The following is a 19,752-nucleotide window of genomic DNA, read 5'->3' as shown; positions in this document are numbered from 1 at the left end:
TCGAGGCACCCCTACCGACTTTGCATGGATTGCAGAATGTCTGAAGAAACGAAGCCGGCGCAGGCGACCAGGGATGCGGTCGCCCGCGCAGTCAACTACGAAACCAGCATCGCCGACCTCGCGCGTCGCAGCGAGCGCCGCGCGTGGTGGGTGGCGGGCGTCGCGGCGGTCGCGGCCCTGCTGCTGGCGGCGAGCTACCTGCTCGTCATGCCGCTGAAGGAGCGCGTGCCCTTCCTGGTCATGGCCGACGCCTACAGCGGCAATGCCACCGTGGCCCGGCTCGACGCCGACTTCCGCCATCGCAGCATCACCGCCAGCGAGGCGATCGCACGCGCCAATGTCGCCCGCTTCGTCAGCCTGCGCGAATCCTACGACGTGGCCATGATGAACCTGCGCGACTGGCGGGCTGTACACGGCATGTCGGCGCCGGAGGTGGGACGTGAGTACGCGTCGCTGCACGCGGCCAACAATCCGCGCAGTCCGTTCAACACGCATGGCCGCAGCCGTGCGATCCGGGTGCGGATCCTGAGCATCCAGCTCATCGACGGCCCCGCCGGCGCACCGGCCGGCGCCACCGTGCGCTTCCAGCGCAGCGTCTACGACAAGACCAGTGGCGCGACGCGACCGCTCGACAGCCGTATCGCGACGCTGGGTTTCTCCTACAACCTCGGACTGAAGCTGGACGAGCCGGACCGGCTCGAGAATCCGCTCGGCTTCCAGGTCACGAGCTATCGCGCGGACAACGATTACGCGCCGGTGCCGCCGGCCGAATCGGAGCCTGCGCACTACGAGGCGGCGATGGCCGCGGACATCACGCCGGCCGGCATCGAGGCGCCATCGGTCGAAGGCACGGATGCGCAGGAATCAGCGCCATGAGAACCCGCATCGCCCTTACGATCATGTTCGCCGCCGGGCTCGCGACACCCGTGGCCGGCGCCCAGCCTGTATCGGCCACGCCGCAGGTCGACGTCTACGAATACGTGCCCGATGGCGTCTATCCGGTCCGCACGGCGCTTGGGATCACCACCCAGCTCGAACTGGATCCTGCCGAAGACATCCTCGACTTCAGCACCGGCTTCAGCACCGGCTGGGACCTCATCCGCCGTGGCAACGTGTTCTACCTGCGGCCGCGAGGCGCCGACGTCGACACCAACATGCTGGTGCGCACGCAGTCGCATTCCTACATCTTCGAGCTGAAGGTCGTGGCCAGCGACTGGACCTCGCTGGAGCAGGCGCGGCGTGCCGGCGTGCAATACAAGATCGCCTTCAGCTACCCGGCCGACGCCAGCTTCGCGCCGCCGGTGGACGAAGTCGTGGATGCGGGACAGAGCGTCGTGCTCGACAGGGATCGCAGCTACCACTTCGACTACGACGTTTCGGCCAGGCGTGCGTCGCCGTGGCTCGTGCCGATGAACGTGTACGACGACGGTCGCTTCACCTACCTGCGCATGGGTGCGCAGGCTGCACTACCCAGCGGGAACTTCCCCGCGGTGTTCGCGCGCAGGCGGCGCGACGGCGAGGACTTCGTGGTCAACACCACCGTGGAGGGCGACGTGCTGGTGGTCCATGGCACCTATCCATACCTGGTCATGCGCCATGGTCGCGACGTCGTCGGGCTGAGGAGGAACGCGCGATGAGCGGAGAACGGCAAGCCACTGCACAGGGTCAAGGCGCCGCCGGCGCGGGCCGCGGCCACTATGCCGAGCGCCAGGCCGCACCGGACCTCGATGCCGCGGCACCGGTGCTGCGCGCCGAGGACGTGCAGCGGCTCAATCGCAAGGCGCTGGGCTTCCTGGCCGGGATCGTCCTGCTCCTCGTACTGGCGATCTTCGCGATGATGCGCGCGATGGGCGGCGACCGCGACGCTGCAGCCGCACCGCGCGAGCAGGCCGTGGTCATTCCAGAACTGCCGAGGGTTGCGGAGCCGTCCACGGTCCCGGCGCCGGACCTGCCGTTGGCACTGGTCCCCGAGCCGGTCTCCCCGGTGTCCACCGTGCCGCCCTCCGCGATGCTGCCCCGGACGGTTCCCGGGTTCCCGCCGTCCCTGCCGGCGCCGGGTGCGAGCCTCGTGGATCGACGCAGCGCCGGAGGCGAGGCGACGTCGTCCAGTGATCCCTATATGCAGGCCATGCTGGCAGGGCTTCCGGGCACCGAGGCTGCACCGCCGCCCGGGCCGGCGCAGGCCGCGACGGCGGCTCGGCCGATCACGCGGCCAGAATCGCTGCTGGTCCGCGGCACCTACATCCGCTGCGTGCTGGAAACGCGCATCGTCACCGATGTGCCGGGCTACACGTCCTGCATCGTCACCGAGCCGGTGTACTCGATCAACGGGCGCCGGCTGCTGCTGCCGAAGGGATCCAAGGTCCTCGGTCGCTACGATGCCGAGCCGCGCGGCCCGCGCGTCGCCGTGGTCTGGGACCGGATCACCACTCCGACCGGCATCGACATCAGCATGGCCAGCCCGGGCGTGGACGGACTTGGCGGAGCGGGGCACCCGGGCCGTTACAGCGCCCACTGGGGCTCGCGGATCGGCTCCGCGCTGCTGGTCAGCCTGATCAGCGACGCGTTCAAGTACGCGGCGGCGGAAGAGGGCCCGGTGGGCACGATGGTTGGCGAGGGCGGCGTGGTGGTGCAGTCGCCGTACGAAAGTACGACCGCGCGGACGCTCGAGCGGCTGGCAAACCAGGCGCTGGATGCGCGTCGCCCGCCGACCGTCACCATCCAGCACGGCACCCTGCTGAACGTGTATGTTGCGCGCGACGTCGACTTCTCGGCGGTGGTGGCGCAGCTGTGACGGGCGGGGCCGCCAGCATGGCGGGCGAGGTCACGCCGGTGGCGGTGGGGCAGGATTTCCTGGACTACCAGTACCAGGTGCTCGGGATCCTCGGCCACATGGCCTCCGCGGACGTCACCGAAATCTGCATCAACCGCCCGGGCGAAGTCTGGCTCGAGACGCGCGATGGCTGGCGTCGGGAAGAGGTCGCCGGGCTGAGCTTCGAGCGTGCCCGGCAGTTCTGCAATGCCGTCGTCAACGCAAGCAATACCGGCCAGCGGATCACCGATGCCGAGCCCGTGGTGTCGCTCACCTTCCCCACCGGACAGCGGGCGCAGTTCGTCATTCCGCCCGCCTGCGAGGCGGGCACCGTATCGATCACCATCCGCCTGCCTTCGCGCGGGGTCCGCCGACTGGACGACTACGAGGCCGAAGGGTTCTTTGCCAGCCTCCGCGCCGGGCGCGGCGCGCAAGACGGGGATGGTGAACTCGCGGCCCTCCATGCCGGCGGCCACCACGCCGAATTCTTCCGGCGTGCGGTGCAGCTGAGACGCAACATGGTGGTGTCGGGCGCCACGGGCAGCGGCAAGACCACCTTCATGAAGGCGCTGGTCGAACACATCCCGCCCAGCGAGCGTCTGGTGACCATCGAGGATGCGCGGGAGCTGTTCATCAGCCAGCCCAACGTCGTCCACCTGCTGTATTCCAAGGGCGGCCAGGGCTCGGCCAAGGTCACCGCGAAGTCCTGCATGGAGGCCTGCCTGCGGATGAAGCCTGACCGGATCATCCTCGCCGAGCTGCGTGGCGACGAAGCCTTCTACTTCATCCGCAACTGCGCGTCCGGCCATCCGGGTTCGATCACCAGCTGCCACGCAGGGAGCACCTCGCAGACCTGGGACCAGCTTGCACTGATGGTGAAGGCCTCGGAAGAAGGATCCGGCCTGGAGTTCGCGACCATCCGCCGCCTCCTTGCCATGACGATCGACATCGTGGTCCACATCGGTGCCGGGGGTGGTCGACGGCACATCAGCGGGATCGAGTTCGGTGGTGCCGGTGCCGGTGCCGGCCTGCCTGCATCGGGGCCATCGCCATGATCCCGGGCCTGGAGCTGATGGCCTGCCAGGACATGGCGGTGCCCATGGAAGTCATGGAGCACGTGGTGCGGGTGGAATCGTCCTTCAATCCCTATGCCATCGGCGTGGTCGGTGCGCGCCTGGCACGCCAGCCACGCAGCCTGGAGGAGGCGGTCGCCACAGCGGCCCGCCTCGAGCGTGACGGCTACAACTTCTCGCTCGGGCTTGCGCAGGTCAATCGCCACAACCTCGCCGCCCAGGGACTCGCGAGCTACGAGGAAGCCTTCGCGACATGCCCGAACCTGGCGGCCGGTGCACGCATCCTGGCCGATTGCCACGCACGGTCCGGCGGCGATTGGGACAAGGCATTCAGCTGCTACTACTCGGGCAACTTCACCCGGGGCATCCGCGACGGCTACGTGCAGAAGATCCGCCGCTCGATGTCGGCTGCGGGGGTGGGCCCGGTCGTCGACGGGCGCGCGTCGATCCCGGTGCTTGTGTCCGGCCAGCAGCCCGCACAACCGCGCCCGGCCGCCGACCTGCGTGCACGGCGGTCGGCAACAGCGAGGCCGGTAGCGACATTGCCCGATCCAGGCGACGGTCCTGCGATTGGCGATGCCCCGTCGACGGACTTGGCGGGGGGCGCAGCCGGGCCTGCCACGGCCGCGGCGGGACCCTTTGTTCCGCGCGTATCGGGACCGGGCACTCCGCCGGCGCCATGGGCCCCCCGCGGCGGGGATTCCGCATTCGTGTTCTAGCCCGCGGCCGGACGCCGCGCATCACATCACCCAACGCAAGGACGCACCATGGACGCACATACGCACACCAGCCGCCTTCTCCGCCATGCCGCACGGCTTCGCCGCACGGGTCGGAGGGCGGCGGCACTCCTGGCCCTCGCCCCCGCCGCGGTACTGGCACAGGGCTTCGGCGGCGCCGACGCCAAGGTCTGCGGCTTCTTCGACAACGTCAACGGACTGTTGAACATGGCGTCGATCGCGGTGGTGACGATCGCCATCATCTTCGCGGGCTACCAGATCGCCTTCGCGCACAAGCGCATCTCCGACGTCGCCCCGATCCTCGTCGGCGGGCTCCTGATCGGCGCCGCCGCGCAGATCGCGCGGATGCTGCTCGGGCCCGAGGCGGGGGAGTGCACGGCCATGCTGGGCACGGCGCTGCCGGTGTTCCATGCATAAGGACGTGCTTTTCCGGGGCTGCACGCGGCCCGCTATGTTCCTTGGCGTGCCCTATGTCCCCTTCTTCGTGGGTGCGGGTGCCTGCCTGTTGCTGGCGGTGTACATAAATCTGCTGCTCCTGGTCCTCATGCCCCTGGTGATCCTGGGCATGCGGCAGATGGCGCGGCGGGACGAGATGGTCTTCCGCCTGCTCGGGCTGCGGTGGCAGTTCCGTGCCAAGGTGCGCAACCGCGCGCTCCGCGACGGCGACTGGTCGTTCGCGCCGCTGCCCGGGCGCCTCCGGGGGGCGCGTCGGTGAGTGCACTGCCGGCCGACGCAGCGGTGGGCGGATTCGTCCCGCTCTCGAGCCACGTCGCCACGGACGTGGTCAAGACCACGGGGGGCGACTACCTGCTGGCGTGGAGGCTCGGCGGCCTGCCCTTCGTGGGCCGCGAGGAGTGGGACCTCGAACATCGGCATGCCACGTTCAACCGCATGCTGCAGACCCTGCGTGCACCGGACTTCGCCAACGTCGCGTTCTGGACCCATGACATCCGCAGGCGCAGGAGTATCCAGGGCGGTGGCCAGTTCGAGGGGATGTTCAACCAGGCCCTGTCGGATGCCTACTTCGCCTCCCTTGCGGAGAAGGAATCGCTGCAGAACGATCTCTACCTGACCATGGTCTACCGCCCCGTCGTGGCCGGGAGGCGACTGGTCGAGCGTTCGTCGGACCTCGCCCGGCTGGCCGCCGCCGAACAGCAGGCCGTCGGCCGCCTGCATGAGCTGGCAGGCAGCGTCGAGGCGGTGCTGAAGGATTACTCGCTGGAACGCCTGGGCATCTACGAAGGCGGCAATGGCGTCGCCTTTTCGCGCCTGCTCGAGCTCTACGCCTATGTGCTCAACCGCGTCGCGGAGCCGGTGCCCGTGCTGTCCGCGCCGATCGCGGACTACCTGCCGGTCAGCCGCGTCACGTTCTCGGCGCGGACCGGCGATTTCGTGGTGGCAACCCCGTCGGGGAAGCACCACTACGGCGCCATCCTCAACATCAAGGAGTACACCGATGCCACGTGGCCCGGCATCCTCAACGGCCTGAAGTACATGGGGTTCGAGTACGTGCTCACGCAGTCCTTCAGCCCGATGGGGCGGCAAGACGCGCTCCGCGTCCTCGACCGCACCAAGGGGATGATGGTCTCGTCCGGTGACCGGGCGGTCAGTCAGGTCGCCGAGCTCGACCAGGCGATGGACCAGCTGGCGTCCGGCAATTTCGTCCTCGGCGAATATCATTTCTCGCTCGCCGTCCATGCCGAGAACCAGGCGCTGCTGTCGCGGCACGTGGCCGAGGCGCGGGCGGAGTTGTCGAATGCGGGTTTCGTGTCCGCCAAGGAGGACCTGGCGGTGGCCCCGGCGTTCTACGCCCAGCTGCCGGGCAACTGGCGCTACCGGACGCGGCTGGCCAACGTCAGTTCGCTCAATTTCCTTGGCCTGTCGCCCTTGCATAATTTCGCCGCCGGAAAGCGCGATCGCAACCCGTGGGGCGGGTGCGTCACCACCCTGCAGGCAAGCAACGGGCAGCCCTATCACTTCAATTTCCACGCCACCCATCCGGCCGAGGATTCGTTTGGGGAGAAGGCGCTGGGCAATACCCTGGTGATCGGCAAGTCCGGTACCGGCAAGACGGCGCTGGTCAACTTCCTGCTGAGCCAGGCGCAGAAGCTCGACCCTGCGCCCACCGTGTTCTTCTTCGACAAGGATCGCGGCGCCGAGATCTTCGTGCGCGCGTGCGGTGGCAACTACCTGGCGCTTGAGAATGGTCGCCCGACAGGCTTCAACCCGCTGCAGTGCGAGCGCACCGAGGCCAACGTGCAGTTCCTTGGCGAGCTGGTGAAACTGCTGGCCGGAAAGGACGCCTACACCGCCCGCGAGGACGAGGATGTGTTCCGTGCGGTCGAGGGAATCCTCGACACGCCCATGCACCTGCGCAGCATGGCGAACCTGCAGAAGAGCCTGCCCAACATGGGCGACGACGGCCTCTATGCGCGCCTGCGCAAATGGACCGCGGGCAACAGCCTGGGTTGGGTCTTCGACAACCCCGTGGATACCGTCGACCTTTCGCGCGCGAACATCATCGGCTTCGACTACACGGACATCCTCGACAACCCGGAGGTCAGGGTGCCCGTGGTGCGCTATCTGCTGCACCGCCTGGAAGGGATCATCGACGGCCGGCGCCTGGTGTACGTGATGGACGAGTTCTGGAAGATCCTGGAGGGCGGCGGCGCGCTCAAGGACTTCGCGCGCAACAAGCAGAAAACCATCCGCAAGCAGAACGGGCTGGGCATCTTCGCCACCCAGAGCCCGGAGGATGCGCTGGCGAGCGACATCGCCGCCGCCCTGGTCGAACAGACCGCAACCCTGGTCCTGCTCCCAAACCCCAATGCCAGCCGCGAGGACTATGTCGAGGGCCTCAAGCTGACCGATGCCGAATACCGCGTGGTGGTGTCGCTGGACGAGCGCTCGCGCTGCTTCCTGGTCAAGCAGGGCCACGCGTCCGCGGTGTGCCGGCTCGACCTGGGTGGGCTTGATGACGTGCTCGCCGTGATTTCGGCGTCGACCGACAACATCGAGGTCATGCACCGGGTCCTCGGTGACGCATCCGCTGCGCTGGGGGTGCCGCAGGATGCGCTGCGCCCGGAGCAATGGCTTGCCGGATTCCAGGCGCAGCGCAAAGGCAGGCGCGGAGCGCCCTCTGGCGGTTCCTCCGGCGCAGCAGGCACCCCCGCCGTGTCTGTCGCCACCGGCACTGTCGGCCGGAGCTGAGGCGGTCCGGATCACATGCTTTCAACCCAAGGAGTGGGACATGGACGACAGGGAAGTCGAAGGGCCGCGCATGCGGCGCACGCGGTTCGCGGGATGGGCGCTCTCGCTGCTCGGCACGTTCGCCGCCGGGCCGGCGGCGGCGCAGTGGGCGGTGGTGGACGTTCCGCATACGGTGAAGACGGCGCTCGGCTGGGTGGCGCAGTACCAGCAGACAGTCGATGACCTGCAGAAGCAGGCGGAACAGTTGCGGACGCTGGACAAGCAATATGAGCAGGCCCTGGTGACCGGCAACGCCTACTCGGGCACCAGCGGCCACCGCGAGAACTTCCAGGCGCGCGATGACGATGCCGGCCTGGCTGAGCGCTGTGGGAGCCGCCCGGCGGGCCACCGCAAGGGCACCGAGCAATACGCGTATTGCAGGTCCATCGTGCGAACGGAAAACCGGCGGTTCAACGCCCTGGTGGCCATGCTCGAAGACGTCGGGGAGCGCGACGACGAGCTGCGCGCGGCCTACGCGGAGCGGGAGGGAATCCGCCCGGAAGAGGAAGGGAAGCTCGCCTCCAACACCAACCGGATCCTGTCCATCCAGGGACAGCTGCAGAACGACGTGCAAAGCGGGGAGCGGCTCATGTCCGCCTACGACACGGCCCTGCGCGTGCTGCGCGAAAACCACGTGCGGGTGGCGAACGAAGCGCTCTCGGAGACGGGCCCGGGGGCGGTGGTCGCAGGGCTCGCGCTGAAGGTGGCACTTCAGGGCGCGCGCGCGCGCGACCGCTAGGAGGGCGTCCCATGGCGATCGACGGCGCAGCGGGACTCGCGATGGCGGCCATGGACTGGGCGCAGGCGCAGTCGCTGCCGAACATGGTGTTCTTCCGCGAGATCAACAGCTTCCTCGATGACGAGATCAGCGAGTTCGCGGGCAACCTGTTGGGGCGCGTGGTGGCCGTGGCCGGAACCGCGGCGCTGAGCGTGCTCACGCTGTGGATCCTGGTGCAGGGCTATCGGATCGCCACCGGCCTGTCGCGCGAGCCGATGATGGCGCTGGTCGGTGATGCGCTGAAAGCGGTGCTGGTGATCGGGATCGCCACCGGGGCCGCCGCCGGCTCCGGCTCGACCTACCGCATCCTGACCGAAGGCCTCGGCGAGGTGGTGGCGGAGGTCGTGACCGGCCGGGACGACGGCGGCCCCTACGAGGACATCGACCGGAGCCTGGCCATCCTGCAGGCGGCGCTCACGGTCATCGACTCGATCGACGGAGGCGGCGACCTGCTCACCGAGCAGCGCAAGTCGCGGGCCATGTGGTTCACCGGCGTGGGCCTCGGCGGGCCGGCAATCATCGCCTCGGGCATGCTGCTCCTGAACAAGGTGGCGATCGCGCTGTTCGTCGGCCTGGGTCCCATCTTCATCCTCTGCCTGTTGTTCCGCGCAACCCGCCAGCTGTTCAGCAAATGGCTGTACCACGGACTGGGCACCCTGTTCTCGCTCGCGCTGCTGACGGTGATGGTGACGCTGGCGATGGATATGCTGATCGCGGTCGGCCTCGCGTTCTGGGTCGCCGACCTGGTCCCCGGCGGAGGGACGCAGGAAAGCATGTCGTCGATGGCCATGCAGCAGGGCGGCATGGGCCTGATCCTGACCATGCTGATCGTCAGCGCGCCGCCGATGGCGGCGATGTTCTTCAACGGCGTGCTGGGCCAGTTCTCGCCCTACAACGCGGTTGGGGTGGCGACCGGTGGCGGCCAGGCGCCTCCGCCGGGCTCGGGCCTTCCCCCGGGCGTGGCAGGGCGGGGCGGTTGACCCGTGCGCGGCGCCGGCGGGCGCGCCGCACGCGGCCGGCAATGGGCTAGAATCGAGGGCGACACCGTTTCCGGACAGGTGGCCCGCGCCAACGCGCCGGCCGAGCGTGTGACATTAGCACTACCACCGCCCACTGCTGATCCTTGCCCGCGGCCGATCCGGAAGGCGCCCGCGTGGCGCCTTTTTCATGCCCGCGGGCCCACCCGCCAGACCAGAACGCCAGCCCACATGATCACGATCACGCTCCCCGACGGCAGCCGCCGCGAATTCGACGCCCCCGTCACCGTCATGCAGGTCGCCGAGTCCATCGGCCCGGGCCTGGCCAAGGCGACCGTCGCCGGCAAGGTCGACGGCCGCCAGGTCGACGCCTCGGACCTCATCGACCACGACGCCAGCCTGCAGATCCTGACCCCCAAGGACGCCGAGGGCCTGGAGATCATCCGCCACTCCAGCGCACACCTGGTCGGGCACGCGGTGAAGCAACTCTACCCGGACGCCAAGATGGTGATCGGCCCGGTGATCGACGAGGGCTTCTACTACGACATCTGGCGCGAACAGCCGTTCACCCCCGAAGACATGGCCGCGATCGAACAGCGCATGCGCGAGCTGATCGACACCGAGTACGACGTCATCAAGCGCGTGACCCCGCGCGAGGAGGTCATTGAAACGTTCAAGGCCCGCGGCGAGGACTACAAGCTGCGCCTGATCGACGACATGGGCCCGGAGGTCACGGCCATGGGCCTGTATCACCACCAGGAATACGTCGACATGTGCCGAGGCCCGCACGTGCCGAACACGCGCTTCCTGAAGGCGTTCAAGCTGCTGCGCACCTCCGGCGCGTACTGGCGCGGCGACGCGAAGAACGAGCAGCTGCAGCGCATCTATGGCACCGCCTGGGCCGACGCGAAGCAGCTCAAGGCCTACGTCCTGCGCATCGAAGAGGCGGAGAAGCGCGACCACCGCCGCATCGGCAAGGCCCAGGAGCTGTTCCACCTGCAGGAAGAAGCCCCGGGCCTGGTGTTCTGGCATCCCAAGGGCTGGGCGCTGTGGCAGGTGGTGGAGCAGTACATGCGTGGCGTGTACCGCACGAGCGGCTACGGCGAGGTGCGCTGCCCGCAGATCCTGGACGTAAGCCTGTGGCAGAAGTCCGGCCACTGGGACAACTACAAGGAGAACATGTTCTTCACCGAGTCCGAGAAGCGGACCTACGCGCTGAAGCCCATGAACTGCCCCGGCCACGTGCAGGTGTTCAACCAGGGCCTGCACAGCTACCGCGACCTGCCGATCCGCTACGGCGAGTTCGGCAGCTGCCACCGCAACGAGCCCTCCGGCGCGTTGCACGGCATCCTGCGCGTGCGCGGCTTCACCCAGGACGACGGCCATGTCTTCTGCACCGAGTCGCAGATCGAGTCCGAGGTCACCGACTTCCACGCCCAGGCGATGAAGGTCTACCGGGATTTCGGCTTCACGGAAGTGCAGGTGAAACTGGCCCTGCGGCCCGAGTCGCGCCTGGGCGACGACGCTACCTGGGACAAGGCCGAGGGCGCCCTGCGTGCCGCGCTGGCCGCCGCCGGCGTCGAGTGGGAGGAGCTGCCCGGCGAGGGCGCCTTCTACGGTCCGAAGATCGAATACCACCTGAAGGACGCCATCGGCCGCACCTGGCAGCTGGGCACCATGCAGGTCGACTTCATGATGCCGGGCCGCCTTGGCGCGGAATACGTCGACGAGGCCAGCCAGAAGCGCACGCCGGTCATGCTGCACCGCGCCATCGTGGGCTCGATGGAGCGCTTCATCGGCATCCTGATCGAGAACCACGCGGGCGCCTTCCCGGCCTGGCTGGCGCCGGTCCAGGCGGTGGTGATGAACATTACCGACGCCCAGGGCGACTGGGCTGACGAGGTCCGGAAAACCCTTGCAGATCAAGGCGTCCGGGTGGAATCGGATTTGCGGAACGAGAAGATCGGCTATAAGATCCGCGAGCACACGCTGCAGCGCGTGCCGTACCTGCTCGTGGTGGGGGACCGCGAAAAGGAACAGGGCGCAGTCGCCGTCCGCACGCGTGCAGGGGAGGACCTGGGTTCGATGCCGCTGGCCGATTTCACGGCCAGGATGCACGCGGAGCAGGGTCCCTGAGTATCATGTAGCCCGGTGCCTGCCCATGTGGCGGGCACAGTGGGTCCCGGAGCACGGGGCCTTGCCAGAAGTGCCACCCACGGAGATCGCAATATCAGTACCCCGGACAAGCAGAACCGCAGGAACCTCGACATCCGCGTACCCCGCGTACGCGTGATCGGCTCGGATGGCGAGATGATCGGCGTGCTTTCGCGCGACGAAGCCCTCGCCATGGCCGTTGAAGAGGGCCTGGACCTCGTCGAGATCCAGCCCAACGCCGATCCGCCGGTCTGCAAGATCATGGACTTCGGCAAGTTCAGGTTCGAAGCGCAGAAAAAGGCGAACGAAGCCAAGAAGAAGACCCGCCAGGTCGAGATCAAGGAAGTCAAGTTCCGTCCGGTGACCGACGAGGGCGACTACCAGATCAAGCTGCGCAAGATGCGCGCCTTCCTCGAGGAAGGCGACAAGATCAAGGTCAACATCCGCTTCCGTGGCCGCGAGATGAGCCACCAGGAGCTGGGTCGCGGCATGGCTTCGCGCATCGAGGCCGACCTGGGTGAAGACATCGTCGTCGAGTCCAGGCCCCGCCTCGAGGGCCGGCAGATGGTGATGATGATCGCGCCGAAGAAGAAGTGACCACGGGCACCGTCGGCGCCTGACCAGCGGCCCTCACCGCCACTCGGGACGGGCCCGCGCCGATTTGCCAGCAGCAGCCCCCGCCGTGCATAATGCGCGGCTCGGTTCGTCCGCATTGCGGGTGGGCCGGTTGGACCCGTCCCGGCTGCCTTCGGCACCCGGGGCCATCAAGCAGGCACGGGCAGGACGGAAAGCGTGGCGCAAGCCACCGCCCGGGCCAGTAGAGAGTCACCAACAAGGACATCGCAATGCCCAAGATCAAGACGCATCGGGGCGCGGCCAAGCGCTTCCGGAAGACTGCTTCCGGCAAGTACAAGGCGGGCCACGCCAACCGCAGCCATATCCTCACGAAGAAGGCGACGAAGCGGAAGCGCAATCTCCGCCAGACGAACCATATCCCGGCGTGCGACAGCGGTCGTCTCGACCGCATGCTGCCGTATCTCTGAGGAGGACTGAACAATGGCACGAGTCAAACGTGGTGTGCAGGCACGCCGCCGTCACAAGAAGGTCCTCAAGCAGGCCAAGGGTTACTACAACGCGCGCCGCAAGGTGTTCCGCGTTGCCAAGCAGGCCGTCACCAAGGCCCTGCAGTACGCCTACATCGGCCGCAAGCAGAAGAAGCGCAATTTCCGTTCGCTGTGGATCACCCGTATCAACGCGGCGGCCCGCATCAACGGCATGAGCTACAGCCGCTTCATGAACGGCCTGATGAAGGCCGGCATCACCCTCGACCGCAAGGTGCTGGCGGATATCGCCGTGCACGACGCGACGGGTTTTGCCGCGCTGGCCGAGAAGGCCAAGGGCGCGCTCGCAGCCTGAGTCCGCCCGGCGTCGTCCCGCCCTGCCACGGGGCCGCTCCGGCGGCACACCTGGCAGGACGACATCGCCGCTGTAGCGGCTCCCACGTGGGGAAGGGCGCAAGTCCTTCCCCATGTTCGTTTACGGCCCTGAAGGCCTTCCGATGGTGCCCCGATGACCGATATCGAATCCATCCGCGAGCAGGCGCTCGCCGACATCGCCGCCGCCGCGACGCCCGACGCCATCGAGGCATTGCGCGTGGCGCTGCTGGGCAAGAGCGGCAGCGTCACCGCGCAGCTCAAGTCGCTGGGCGCACTGCCCGCCGAACAGCGCAAGGCCGCCGGTGAAGCCATCAATCGCGCGCGCGATGCCATCGGCGGCGCGCTGTCGGCGCGCAAGGCCGGGCTCGACGCCGCCGCGCTCGACGCGCGCCTCGCCGGCGAGACCATCGACGTGACGCTGCCCGGCCGCGACGCCGAGGCCGGCGGCCTGCATCCGGTCAGCCGCACCATGGAGCGCATCGCCGACATCTTCGGCCGCCTCGGCTACGAGCTTGCCGACGGCCCCGAGATCGAGGACGACTGGCACAATTTCGAGGCGCTGAATTTCCCGCCGCACCATCCGGCGCGGGCCATGCACGACACCTTCTACACGGCCGACGACGGCAGCGGCGAGCGCCGGGTGCTGCGCACGCACACCTCGGGCGTGCAGGTACGCTACATGCAGGACCTGCTGGCCCGCGGCGGCCAGCCGCCGCTGCGCATGATCGCCCTGGGCAAGGTCTATCGCTCCGATTCCGACCAGACGCACACGCCGATGTTCCACCAGTGCGAGGGCCTGCTGGTCGACGAGCACGCGAGCTTCGCCGACCTCAAGGGCACGCTGTCGGAATTCGTGCGCGCCTTCTTCGAGCGCGACTTCGAGATGCGCTTCCGCCCCAGCTACTTCCCCTTCACCGAGCCATCGGCCGAGGTCGACATCGCCTGGGCGCAGCCCGACGGCAGCACCCGCTGGCTGGAGGTGCTGGGTTGCGGCATGGTGCATCCGAAGGTGCTGGCCAACGTCGGCATCGACCCTGAGCGCTACACCGGCTTCGCGTTCGGCCTGGGCGTGGAGCGTTTCGCGATGCTGCGCTACGGCGTCGACGACCTGCGCAGCTTCTTCGACAACGACCTGCGCTTCCTGCGCCAGTTCGCCTGACGCCGCTGCGTCAGTCCTTCGACCCTGACAACCGGGTGTTGCGATGAAATTCTCCGAGAACTGGCTGCGCCAGCACGTTCCCACCACGGCCACGCGCGACGAGCTGGCCGCGACCCTGACTGCCATCGGTCTGGAGGTCGAAGAGGTCACGCCGCTGGGCGAGGCGCTGGACGGCGTCGTGGTCGCGCGCATCGTATCGGCCGAAAAGCATCCCGAAGCCGACCGCCTGCAGGTCTGCCAGGTCGATGCGGGCGCCGCCGGCATGCTGCAGATCGTGTGCGGCGCGCCGAACGCGCGACCGGGCCTGGTCGCCCCGCTGGCGACGATCGGGACGACCGTCGGTGAGCTCACGATCAAGGCCGCGAAGCTCCGCGGCGTGGAATCGAACGGCATGCTCTGCTCGGCGAAGGAGCTCGGCATCGATGCCGATGCGTCCGGCCTGCTGGAGCTCGCGGAGGATGCGCCCGTGGGCACGCCGCTGGCGGACCATCTCGGCCTGCCGGACGCCAGTCTCGAGCTCAAGCTCACGCCCAACCGCGCCGACTGCTTCAGCGTGCGTGGCATCGCCTTCGACGTGGCCGCGGCCTGCGGCGGCGACGTGGCGGCGCTGGATGCCGCGCCGGTGCCCGTCGGCAGCCACGCCACCGTCGACGTGCGCCTGGGGGCCGGCGCGGATGCGCCGCGCTACCTCGGCCGCGTGATCGAAGGCATCGATGCCGCTCGCGCCACGCCGGTGTGGATGGCCGAGCGCCTGCGTCGCAGCGGGGTGCGGCCGGTATCGCTGCTGGTCGACGTGACCCAGTACGTGATGCTTGAACTCGGCCAGCCGATGCACGCCTACGACCGCGACCTGCTCACGGGCCCGGTGGGAGTGCGCCGTGCGCGTGGCGGCGAATCGCTCAAGCTGCTGGACGGCCGCGATGTCGCGATCGACGACGGCTTCCTGGTCATCACCGACGCCGACCGCGCCGTGGGCCTGGCCGGCCTGATGGGTGGCTTCGATACCCGCGTGACCGAGGCCACCCGCAGCGTGTTCCTGGAGGCCGCGCACTTCGCGCCGTCCGCGATCATCGGCCGCGGCCGGCGCCTGGGCCTGCACACCGAAGCCGGCCACCGCTTCGAGCGCGGCGTCGATCCCGAGCTCCCGCGCGCCGCGATGGAGTACGCGACGAAGCTGGTCCTCGACATCGCCGGCGGCACGCCCGGCCCCGTGACCGAGGCCGTGCTGGCCGATGCCCTGCCGCGCCCGGCGACGATCATCCTGCGCCGCGCGCGGCTGGCACGCGTGCTGGGCGTGGCCATCGCCGATGCCGCGGTCGAGCGCATCCTGCGCGCCCTCGGCCTGGGCGTCGAGGCCATCGGCGAAGGCTGGACGGTCACCGCGCCGACCCGCCGCTTCGACCTCGCGATCGAAGAGGACCTGATCGAAGAGGTCGCACGCATCCACGGCTATGACGCCGTGCCAACCACGCTTCCCGGCGGCGCGACCCGCCTGGTCGCACCCACCGAGGGGCGCGTGCCCGAGCACGACCTGCGCCGCGTGCTGGCGGGCCGCGGCTACCTTGAGGCGATCAACTACGCCTTCGTCGATGCCACGCTGCTGGAGCGCTGGCAGGTCGATGAGCCCCTGGTCGGGCTGGCCAACCCGCTCAGCGCCGAGCTGGGCGTGATGCGGCCGCGGCTGCTTCCCGGCCTGGTCGACGCCCTGGCGCGCAACGCCGCGCGCCAGCAGAACCGCGTGCGCCTGTTCGAACTGGGCAAGGTGTTCACCGCGACCGCCGCCGGCGAGGCACCGCGCGAAACCCCGCGCATCGCGGCCGTCGCCAGCGGCGACGCGGCGACCGAGCAGTGGGGCGTGGCTGCGCGCCGCGTCGATTTCCACGACCTCAAGGGCGACCTGGAGGCGCTCGCAGCGCTGTCCGGCACGCGCCTGGCGTTCCGTCCCGCGACGCCCTCCTGGGCGCATCCCGGCCGTGCCGCGGACGTGCTGCGCGACGGCGTGGTGGTGGGGGCGATCGCCGAACTGCACCCGCGCCTGCAGCAGGCGCTGGACCTGGACCATCCCGTGGTGGCCTTCGAACTCGATCTCGCCGCGCTCGTGGCGCGCAGGCTGCCGCGTGCGGGCGCGCTGTCGAAATTCCCCTCGGTGCGCCGCGACCTCGCCTTCATCGTGGCCGACGACGTGTCGTGGGGCGAGCTCGAGGCCACCGCGGCCGCTGCCGCCGGACCCTTCCTGCGCCGCCTGCAGCTGTTCGACGTCTACGCCGGAAAGGGCGTGGAAACGGGATTCAAGAGTGTCGGCATGGGCTTGATTCTGCAGGATGATTCGCGCACGCTGACCGACCGCGATGTGGATGCGGCGGTGGCTTCGGTCACCGGTGCGGCCGCTGAGGCGCACGGCGCAAGGATCAGGAGCTGACCAGGGGGCTGGCATGGCGTTGACGAAGGCAGAAATGGCAGAGCGGCTGTACGAGGAAGTGGGCTTGAACAAGCGCGAGGCGAAGGAATTCGTCGATGCCTTCTTCACCGCGCTGCGCGAAGCCCTGCAGGGTGGCCGCCAGGTCAAGCTTTCGGGCTTCGGCAATTTCGACCTGCGCCGCAAGAACCAGCGCCCGGGCCGCAACCCCAAGACCGGCGAGGAGATCCCGATCTCCGCGCGTACCGTGGTCACCTTCCGCCCCGGCCAGAAGCTCAAGGAGCGGGTCGAGGCGTACGGCGGAGGCAGCCATGCTTGACCCCGGAAGCAACCGCGAACTGCCGCCGATCCCGGCCAAGCGCTACTTCACCATCGGCGAGGTCAGCGAGCTCTGCGACGTCAAGCCGCACGTGCTGCGCTACTGGGAAACCGAGTTCCCCAGCCTCAGCCCCGTCAAGCGCCGCGGCAACCGCCGCTACTACCAGCGCCACGACGTGCTGATGGTGCGCCAGATCCGCGGCCTGCTGTACGAGCAGGGTTACACCATCGGCGGCGCCCGCCTGCGGCTGGAGGGCGACGATGCGAAGCAGGAGTCCGCCCTCAGCAGCCAGATCATCCGCCAGGTGCGGATGGAGCTGGAGGACGTGCTGCAGCTGCTGCGGCGCTGAGCACATCTGAAGTTTCGATGCCGGGCGGCTCCCATCGCGGCGCCGCGGCGGCTATAATTCTCCGACCGGGGTATAGCGCAGCCTGGTAGCGCACTTGTCTGGGGGACAAGTGGTCGTCGGTTCGAATCCGGCTACCCCGACCAAAATTGCTTGACGAATCAGCGGCTTGTCGATGACCTCGGCGGCCGCTTTTTCGTTGCAACCCTACTGCAACCCTATTGCAACCCTATCGGTTGAGCGAGAGCCCCGGCGCGACGTCGGTCCAAGGCAGGTCGTGACCGTCCAGGTAGACCGTGGTCATGGCCACATCGGCATGCCCCATCAGGGCCTGCACCTGTTCCTTCGTCCACCCGGCCTCCGTCATCAGGAGCGCGCCGCCAAGGCTGCGGATCTCGTGGAAGGTCGGCGGGTTGTCGCCCTCGATGCCGGCCGCGGCGCGCGCGTCGGCGAAGGCCCGGCTGATCTGCTCGGGCATCACCTGCGTGTGGTGGTCCCGATCGGCGGCCTGCTGGCCCTTCGGCCGCGCCCGGCCCGGGAGCCGGTGCACCAGGTACGGCGACAAGACCGAGTCGCGGCAGCGCGTCACCAGCGCCGCCAGCCCGTCGGAGACGGCGATCTTGAGCCGCACCGCGCTCGACCCTTCCGTCTTCTGCGGCACCACCCACAGCGCGCCATCGCGCACGTCCGAAAATCGCGCCGCAGCCACGTCTTCCCGGCGGAGCAGGGTGAGGAGGGACAGGTCCATCGCGTTCTGCAGCCAGGCCGGCGCCGCGGCGTGGATGGCGTGGTAGGCCTCGCGCGTGAGCCGCTCGCGCTTGCGGGTGTGGGCGAACTTCCGGGTCTGCTCGGCCGGGTTCGAATCGACGATCCAACCCTCCTGCAGCGCGCACGCCAGCACCCAGCCCAGCACCAGCCGGTACGTCTGCCTGCTGCGGGCCGACTCCGTGACGCCCCGGATGTAGTCGGCGCAGTCCTTGACGCTGAGCGACTCGAGCTCGCGCTTCCCCAGGTCAGCATCGATGCGCGAGATGTAGATCCCGTACCAGGCCGCGGTCTTCGGCGCCCAGCCGCGGTTCGGCACGTCGTCCTCGCGGAATACGCGCACCGCGTCGGCGACGGTCTTGCTCCCGCCAACCACGCGCGCCACCAGGTCATTGCTCGGGATCAGCAGGGCGTTGAGCTTCTTGGCCGCGGCGAAGACCCGGGCTTTGTCCGTGCCCATCCACGTCTCGGCCTTCGTCACCGGGTGGCGGTACTTAAAGCCGCCGCGGCCGGACGTGTAGAGGTTCGCCGGCCAGCCTGCGCGGGCCTTGGAGCGGGTTCTGGGCACCATCTCAGCTTGCCTCCTTGAGGACGCGCTCGACAAGGTCGTCGCCGTCGGCGAGCCAGACGCTCTCGTCGACGAACCAGGTGCCGCCGACCTTCCGGCAGGGGAGTACTCCATCCCGGGCCCAGCGCCCCAGGGTGACGTCGGACGGGCGGGACCCGTCGACGAAGTACTTGTCGGCCCAGGCCTGGAGGGTCATCAAGCGCACTTCCGCCCTCGCTCCCGATCCTGCTCGAGCAGCTCGGCCAGCTTCGCCAGCCCCTTCGGGGTCACCAGCACCTGGTCGTAGATCCGCTCCTCGATGCCCTCGCCGCGGGTGACCACTTTGTGGACCAGGTGGCCCGAGCTGATCCGCGGCTGGTAGGCCTTCCAGTTCGAGCCCTCGCGCTTGTGGATCCATGTGTGCTCCTGCATCCAGCCGATCAGGTCGCCGCGGCGCACCTGCAGCGCCTTGGCAGCGTCTGTCAGGCACACCGCGCCGCGCGCGCTGGCCAGGCGGTCCAGGGCCTCGACCTTCGGCGCCTGCTCGGCGACGGTCTGCTCGAGCGCGATCTGCCGGGAGGCGTAGCCCAGCAGCAGGTCGCGGAGCTGCGCGGGGTCCTGCAGCGCAGCGAGCGGGTCCGGCGCCGGCGGCGCGGTCACGAGCTGGTCGTAGGCGCGGATCACCTGCAGATGGAAGGCCGCCGAGATCCACATCGCGTAGGCGTAGACCAGCTCCTTGGCCACGTAGGTTCCGGGCGCGCTTCCTCCGTTGATCGTGTGGACAGGGGCACTGTGCAGATTTGCACACTGGAGCAGCTCGGCCACCAGCTCCTCGGTCTGGGCGTTTCGCAGCCAGAAGCCTGGGCGGTGGCGTCCCGGGGGGGGGGGGGGGGGGGGGGGGGGGGGGGGGGGGGGGGGGGGGAGGGGGGGGGGGGGGGGGGGGAAGGAAGGGGGGGGGAGGGGGGGGGGGGGGGGGGGGGGGGG

21 protein-coding genes and 1 tRNA gene are annotated in these 19,752 nt (G+C 68.9%); 19 read left to right on the top strand and 3 right to left on the bottom strand.

What is annotated here, in order from left to right; genetic code table 11:
* Window positions 1-36 precede the first annotated feature (36 nt).
* The 19 genes from WCE39_RS08275 to WCE39_RS08185 all read left to right on the top strand — a co-directional run bounded on the left by WCE39_RS08275 (window position 37) and on the right by WCE39_RS08185 (window position 17,602).
* Window positions 37-876: a virB8 family protein gene (locus WCE39_RS08275; protein WP_343276211.1), complete on the top strand. Its 840-nt coding sequence runs from the start codon at window positions 37-39 to the stop codon at window positions 874-876.
* Window positions 873-1,637, top strand: coding sequence for a TrbG/VirB9 family P-type conjugative transfer protein (locus tag WCE39_RS08270; RefSeq protein ID WP_343276210.1), 765 nt, complete (start codon window positions 873-875; stop codon window positions 1,635-1,637). Before WCE39_RS08275 ends, WCE39_RS08270 begins: the two co-directional genes overlap by 4 nt.
* Window positions 1,634-2,794, top strand: a complete 1,161-nt coding sequence (locus tag WCE39_RS08265; protein ID WP_343276209.1) for a TrbI/VirB10 family protein — start codon at window positions 1,634-1,636, stop codon at window positions 2,792-2,794. Before WCE39_RS08270 ends, WCE39_RS08265 begins: the two co-directional genes overlap by 4 nt.
* A gap of 17 nt (window positions 2,795-2,811) precedes the next feature.
* Window positions 2,812-3,867: a P-type DNA transfer ATPase VirB11 gene (virB11, locus tag WCE39_RS08260; protein ID WP_343276208.1), complete on the top strand. Its 1,056-nt coding sequence runs from the start codon at window positions 2,812-2,814 to the stop codon at window positions 3,865-3,867.
* A complete protein-coding gene (locus WCE39_RS08255) occupies window positions 3,864-4,604 on the top strand; it encodes a lytic transglycosylase domain-containing protein (protein ID WP_449284001.1) in 741 nt (246 codons plus the stop codon). Before virB11 ends, WCE39_RS08255 begins: the two co-directional genes overlap by 4 nt.
* Before the next feature lie 48 nt (window positions 4,605-4,652).
* Window positions 4,653-5,039, top strand: coding sequence for a TrbC/VirB2 family protein (locus WCE39_RS08250; RefSeq protein ID WP_343276207.1), 387 nt, complete (start codon window positions 4,653-4,655; stop codon window positions 5,037-5,039).
* Complete coding sequence (locus WCE39_RS08245; RefSeq protein WP_343276206.1) at window positions 5,032-5,337, top strand: type IV secretion system protein VirB3; 306 nt, start codon at window positions 5,032-5,034, stop codon at window positions 5,335-5,337. The genes WCE39_RS08250 and WCE39_RS08245 overlap by 8 nt, the downstream gene beginning before the upstream one ends.
* A complete protein-coding gene (locus WCE39_RS08240) occupies window positions 5,334-7,832 on the top strand; it encodes a VirB4 family type IV secretion/conjugal transfer ATPase (RefSeq protein WP_449284000.1) in 2,499 nt (832 codons plus the stop codon). Before WCE39_RS08245 ends, WCE39_RS08240 begins: the two co-directional genes overlap by 4 nt.
* A gap of 40 nt (window positions 7,833-7,872) precedes the next feature.
* A complete protein-coding gene (locus WCE39_RS08235; protein ID WP_343276205.1) occupies window positions 7,873-8,610 on the top strand; it encodes a hypothetical protein in 738 nt (245 codons plus the stop codon).
* An 11-nt stretch (window positions 8,611-8,621) separates the two neighbouring features.
* Window positions 8,622-9,629 carry a type IV secretion system protein gene (locus WCE39_RS08230; protein ID WP_343276204.1) on the top strand — a complete coding sequence of 336 codons (1,008 nt, stop codon included), beginning with the start codon at window positions 8,622-8,624 and terminating at the stop codon, window positions 9,627-9,629.
* Window positions 9,630-9,857: 228 nt separating this feature from the next.
* The gene (gene thrS / locus WCE39_RS08225) at window positions 9,858-11,762 is read left to right on the top strand and encodes a threonine--tRNA ligase (protein ID WP_343276203.1); all 1,905 of its coding nucleotides are present in this window, start codon (window positions 9,858-9,860) and stop codon (window positions 11,760-11,762) included.
* A gap of 93 nt (window positions 11,763-11,855) precedes the next feature.
* Entirely contained in the window at window positions 11,856-12,377 is a 522-nt protein-coding gene (gene infC / locus WCE39_RS08220; RefSeq protein ID WP_343254984.1) for a translation initiation factor IF-3, read from the top strand.
* A 248-nt stretch (window positions 12,378-12,625) separates the two neighbouring features.
* Window positions 12,626-12,823: a 50S ribosomal protein L35 gene (gene rpmI / locus WCE39_RS08215; protein ID WP_055249161.1), complete on the top strand. Its 198-nt coding sequence runs from the start codon at window positions 12,626-12,628 to the stop codon at window positions 12,821-12,823.
* A gap of 13 nt (window positions 12,824-12,836) precedes the next feature.
* Window positions 12,837-13,196, top strand: a complete 360-nt coding sequence (gene rplT / locus WCE39_RS08210; RefSeq protein WP_343276202.1) for a 50S ribosomal protein L20 — start codon at window positions 12,837-12,839, stop codon at window positions 13,194-13,196.
* 153 nt (window positions 13,197-13,349) lie between these two features.
* Window positions 13,350-14,375: a phenylalanine--tRNA ligase subunit alpha gene (gene pheS / locus WCE39_RS08205; protein ID WP_343276201.1), complete on the top strand. Its 1,026-nt coding sequence runs from the start codon at window positions 13,350-13,352 to the stop codon at window positions 14,373-14,375.
* A 43-nt stretch (window positions 14,376-14,418) separates the two neighbouring features.
* Window positions 14,419-16,794, top strand: coding sequence for a phenylalanine--tRNA ligase subunit beta (gene pheT, locus WCE39_RS08200; protein ID WP_343276200.1), 2,376 nt, complete (start codon window positions 14,419-14,421; stop codon window positions 16,792-16,794).
* A 13-nt stretch (window positions 16,795-16,807) separates the two neighbouring features.
* Complete coding sequence (locus tag WCE39_RS08195; RefSeq protein ID WP_343276199.1) at window positions 16,808-17,110, top strand: integration host factor subunit alpha; 303 nt, start codon at window positions 16,808-16,810, stop codon at window positions 17,108-17,110.
* Window positions 17,103-17,459, top strand: coding sequence for a MerR family transcriptional regulator (locus WCE39_RS08190; RefSeq protein WP_343254937.1), 357 nt, complete (start codon window positions 17,103-17,105; stop codon window positions 17,457-17,459). Before WCE39_RS08195 ends, WCE39_RS08190 begins: the two co-directional genes overlap by 8 nt.
* Before the next feature lie 66 nt (window positions 17,460-17,525).
* Window positions 17,526-17,602 (top strand) — tRNA-Pro (locus WCE39_RS08185).
* Between the two features lie 83 nt (window positions 17,603-17,685).
* On the opposite strand, the gene WCE39_RS08180 is transcribed toward WCE39_RS08185, so the two are convergent.
* The 3 genes from WCE39_RS08180 to WCE39_RS08170 form a co-directional block, all read right to left on the bottom strand.
* Window positions 17,686-18,792: a tyrosine-type recombinase/integrase gene (locus tag WCE39_RS08180; RefSeq protein WP_343276198.1), complete on the bottom strand. Its 1,107-nt coding sequence runs from the start codon at window positions 18,790-18,792 to the stop codon at window positions 17,686-17,688.
* 1 nt (window position 18,793) lies between these two features.
* A complete protein-coding gene (locus tag WCE39_RS08175; protein WP_343276197.1) occupies window positions 18,794-18,985 on the bottom strand; it encodes a hypothetical protein in 192 nt (63 codons plus the stop codon).
* The coding region (locus tag WCE39_RS08170) for a phage antirepressor KilAC domain-containing protein (RefSeq protein WP_343276196.1) at window positions 18,985-19,752 on the bottom strand (768 nt) is incomplete at its 5' end. The genes WCE39_RS08175 and WCE39_RS08170, both read right to left, overlap by 1 nt.

This window comes from Luteimonas yanweni, from assembly GCF_039548475.1.
Taxonomy (GTDB): domain Bacteria; phylum Pseudomonadota; class Gammaproteobacteria; order Xanthomonadales; family Xanthomonadaceae; genus Luteimonas.
Note: the sequence above shows the minus strand (reverse complement) of the source record. Positions and strands in the feature narration are given on the sequence as shown.

Excerpts from the sequence above, each read along its gene's own strand:
- pheS (WP_343276201.1), top strand. The coding sequence starts at position 13,350 with ATGACCGATATCGAATCCATCCGCGAGCAGGCGCTCGCCGACATCGCC.
- WCE39_RS08275 (WP_343276211.1), top strand. The coding sequence starts at position 37 with ATGTCTGAAGAAACGAAGCCGGCGCAGGCGACCAGGGATGCGGTCGCC.
- WCE39_RS08255 (WP_449284001.1), top strand. The coding sequence starts at position 3,864 with ATGATCCCGGGCCTGGAGCTGATGGCCTGCCAGGACATGGCGGTGCCC.
- WCE39_RS08180 (WP_343276198.1), bottom strand. The coding sequence starts at position 18,792 with ATGGTGCCCAGAACCCGCTCCAAGGCCCGCGCAGGCTGGCCGGCGAAC.
- virB11 (WP_343276208.1), top strand. The coding sequence starts at position 2,812 with ATGGCGGGCGAGGTCACGCCGGTGGCGGTGGGGCAGGATTTCCTGGAC.
- WCE39_RS08245 (WP_343276206.1), top strand. The coding sequence starts at position 5,032 with ATGCATAAGGACGTGCTTTTCCGGGGCTGCACGCGGCCCGCTATGTTC.
- WCE39_RS08270 (WP_343276210.1), top strand. The coding sequence starts at position 873 with ATGAGAACCCGCATCGCCCTTACGATCATGTTCGCCGCCGGGCTCGCG.
- WCE39_RS08235 (WP_343276205.1), top strand. The coding sequence starts at position 7,873 with ATGGACGACAGGGAAGTCGAAGGGCCGCGCATGCGGCGCACGCGGTTC.
- WCE39_RS08230 (WP_343276204.1), top strand. The coding sequence starts at position 8,622 with ATGGCGATCGACGGCGCAGCGGGACTCGCGATGGCGGCCATGGACTGG.
- WCE39_RS08175 (WP_343276197.1), bottom strand. The coding sequence starts at position 18,985 with ATGACCCTCCAGGCCTGGGCCGACAAGTACTTCGTCGACGGGTCCCGC.
- WCE39_RS08195 (WP_343276199.1), top strand. The coding sequence starts at position 16,808 with ATGGCGTTGACGAAGGCAGAAATGGCAGAGCGGCTGTACGAGGAAGTG.
- thrS (WP_343276203.1), top strand. The coding sequence starts at position 9,858 with ATGATCACGATCACGCTCCCCGACGGCAGCCGCCGCGAATTCGACGCC.
- pheT (WP_343276200.1), top strand. The coding sequence starts at position 14,419 with ATGAAATTCTCCGAGAACTGGCTGCGCCAGCACGTTCCCACCACGGCC.
- WCE39_RS08250 (WP_343276207.1), top strand. The coding sequence starts at position 4,653 with ATGGACGCACATACGCACACCAGCCGCCTTCTCCGCCATGCCGCACGG.
- WCE39_RS08190 (WP_343254937.1), top strand. The coding sequence starts at position 17,103 with ATGCTTGACCCCGGAAGCAACCGCGAACTGCCGCCGATCCCGGCCAAG.
- rpmI (WP_055249161.1), top strand. The coding sequence starts at position 12,626 with ATGCCCAAGATCAAGACGCATCGGGGCGCGGCCAAGCGCTTCCGGAAG.
- WCE39_RS08265 (WP_343276209.1), top strand. The coding sequence starts at position 1,634 with ATGAGCGGAGAACGGCAAGCCACTGCACAGGGTCAAGGCGCCGCCGGC.
- rplT (WP_343276202.1), top strand. The coding sequence starts at position 12,837 with ATGGCACGAGTCAAACGTGGTGTGCAGGCACGCCGCCGTCACAAGAAG.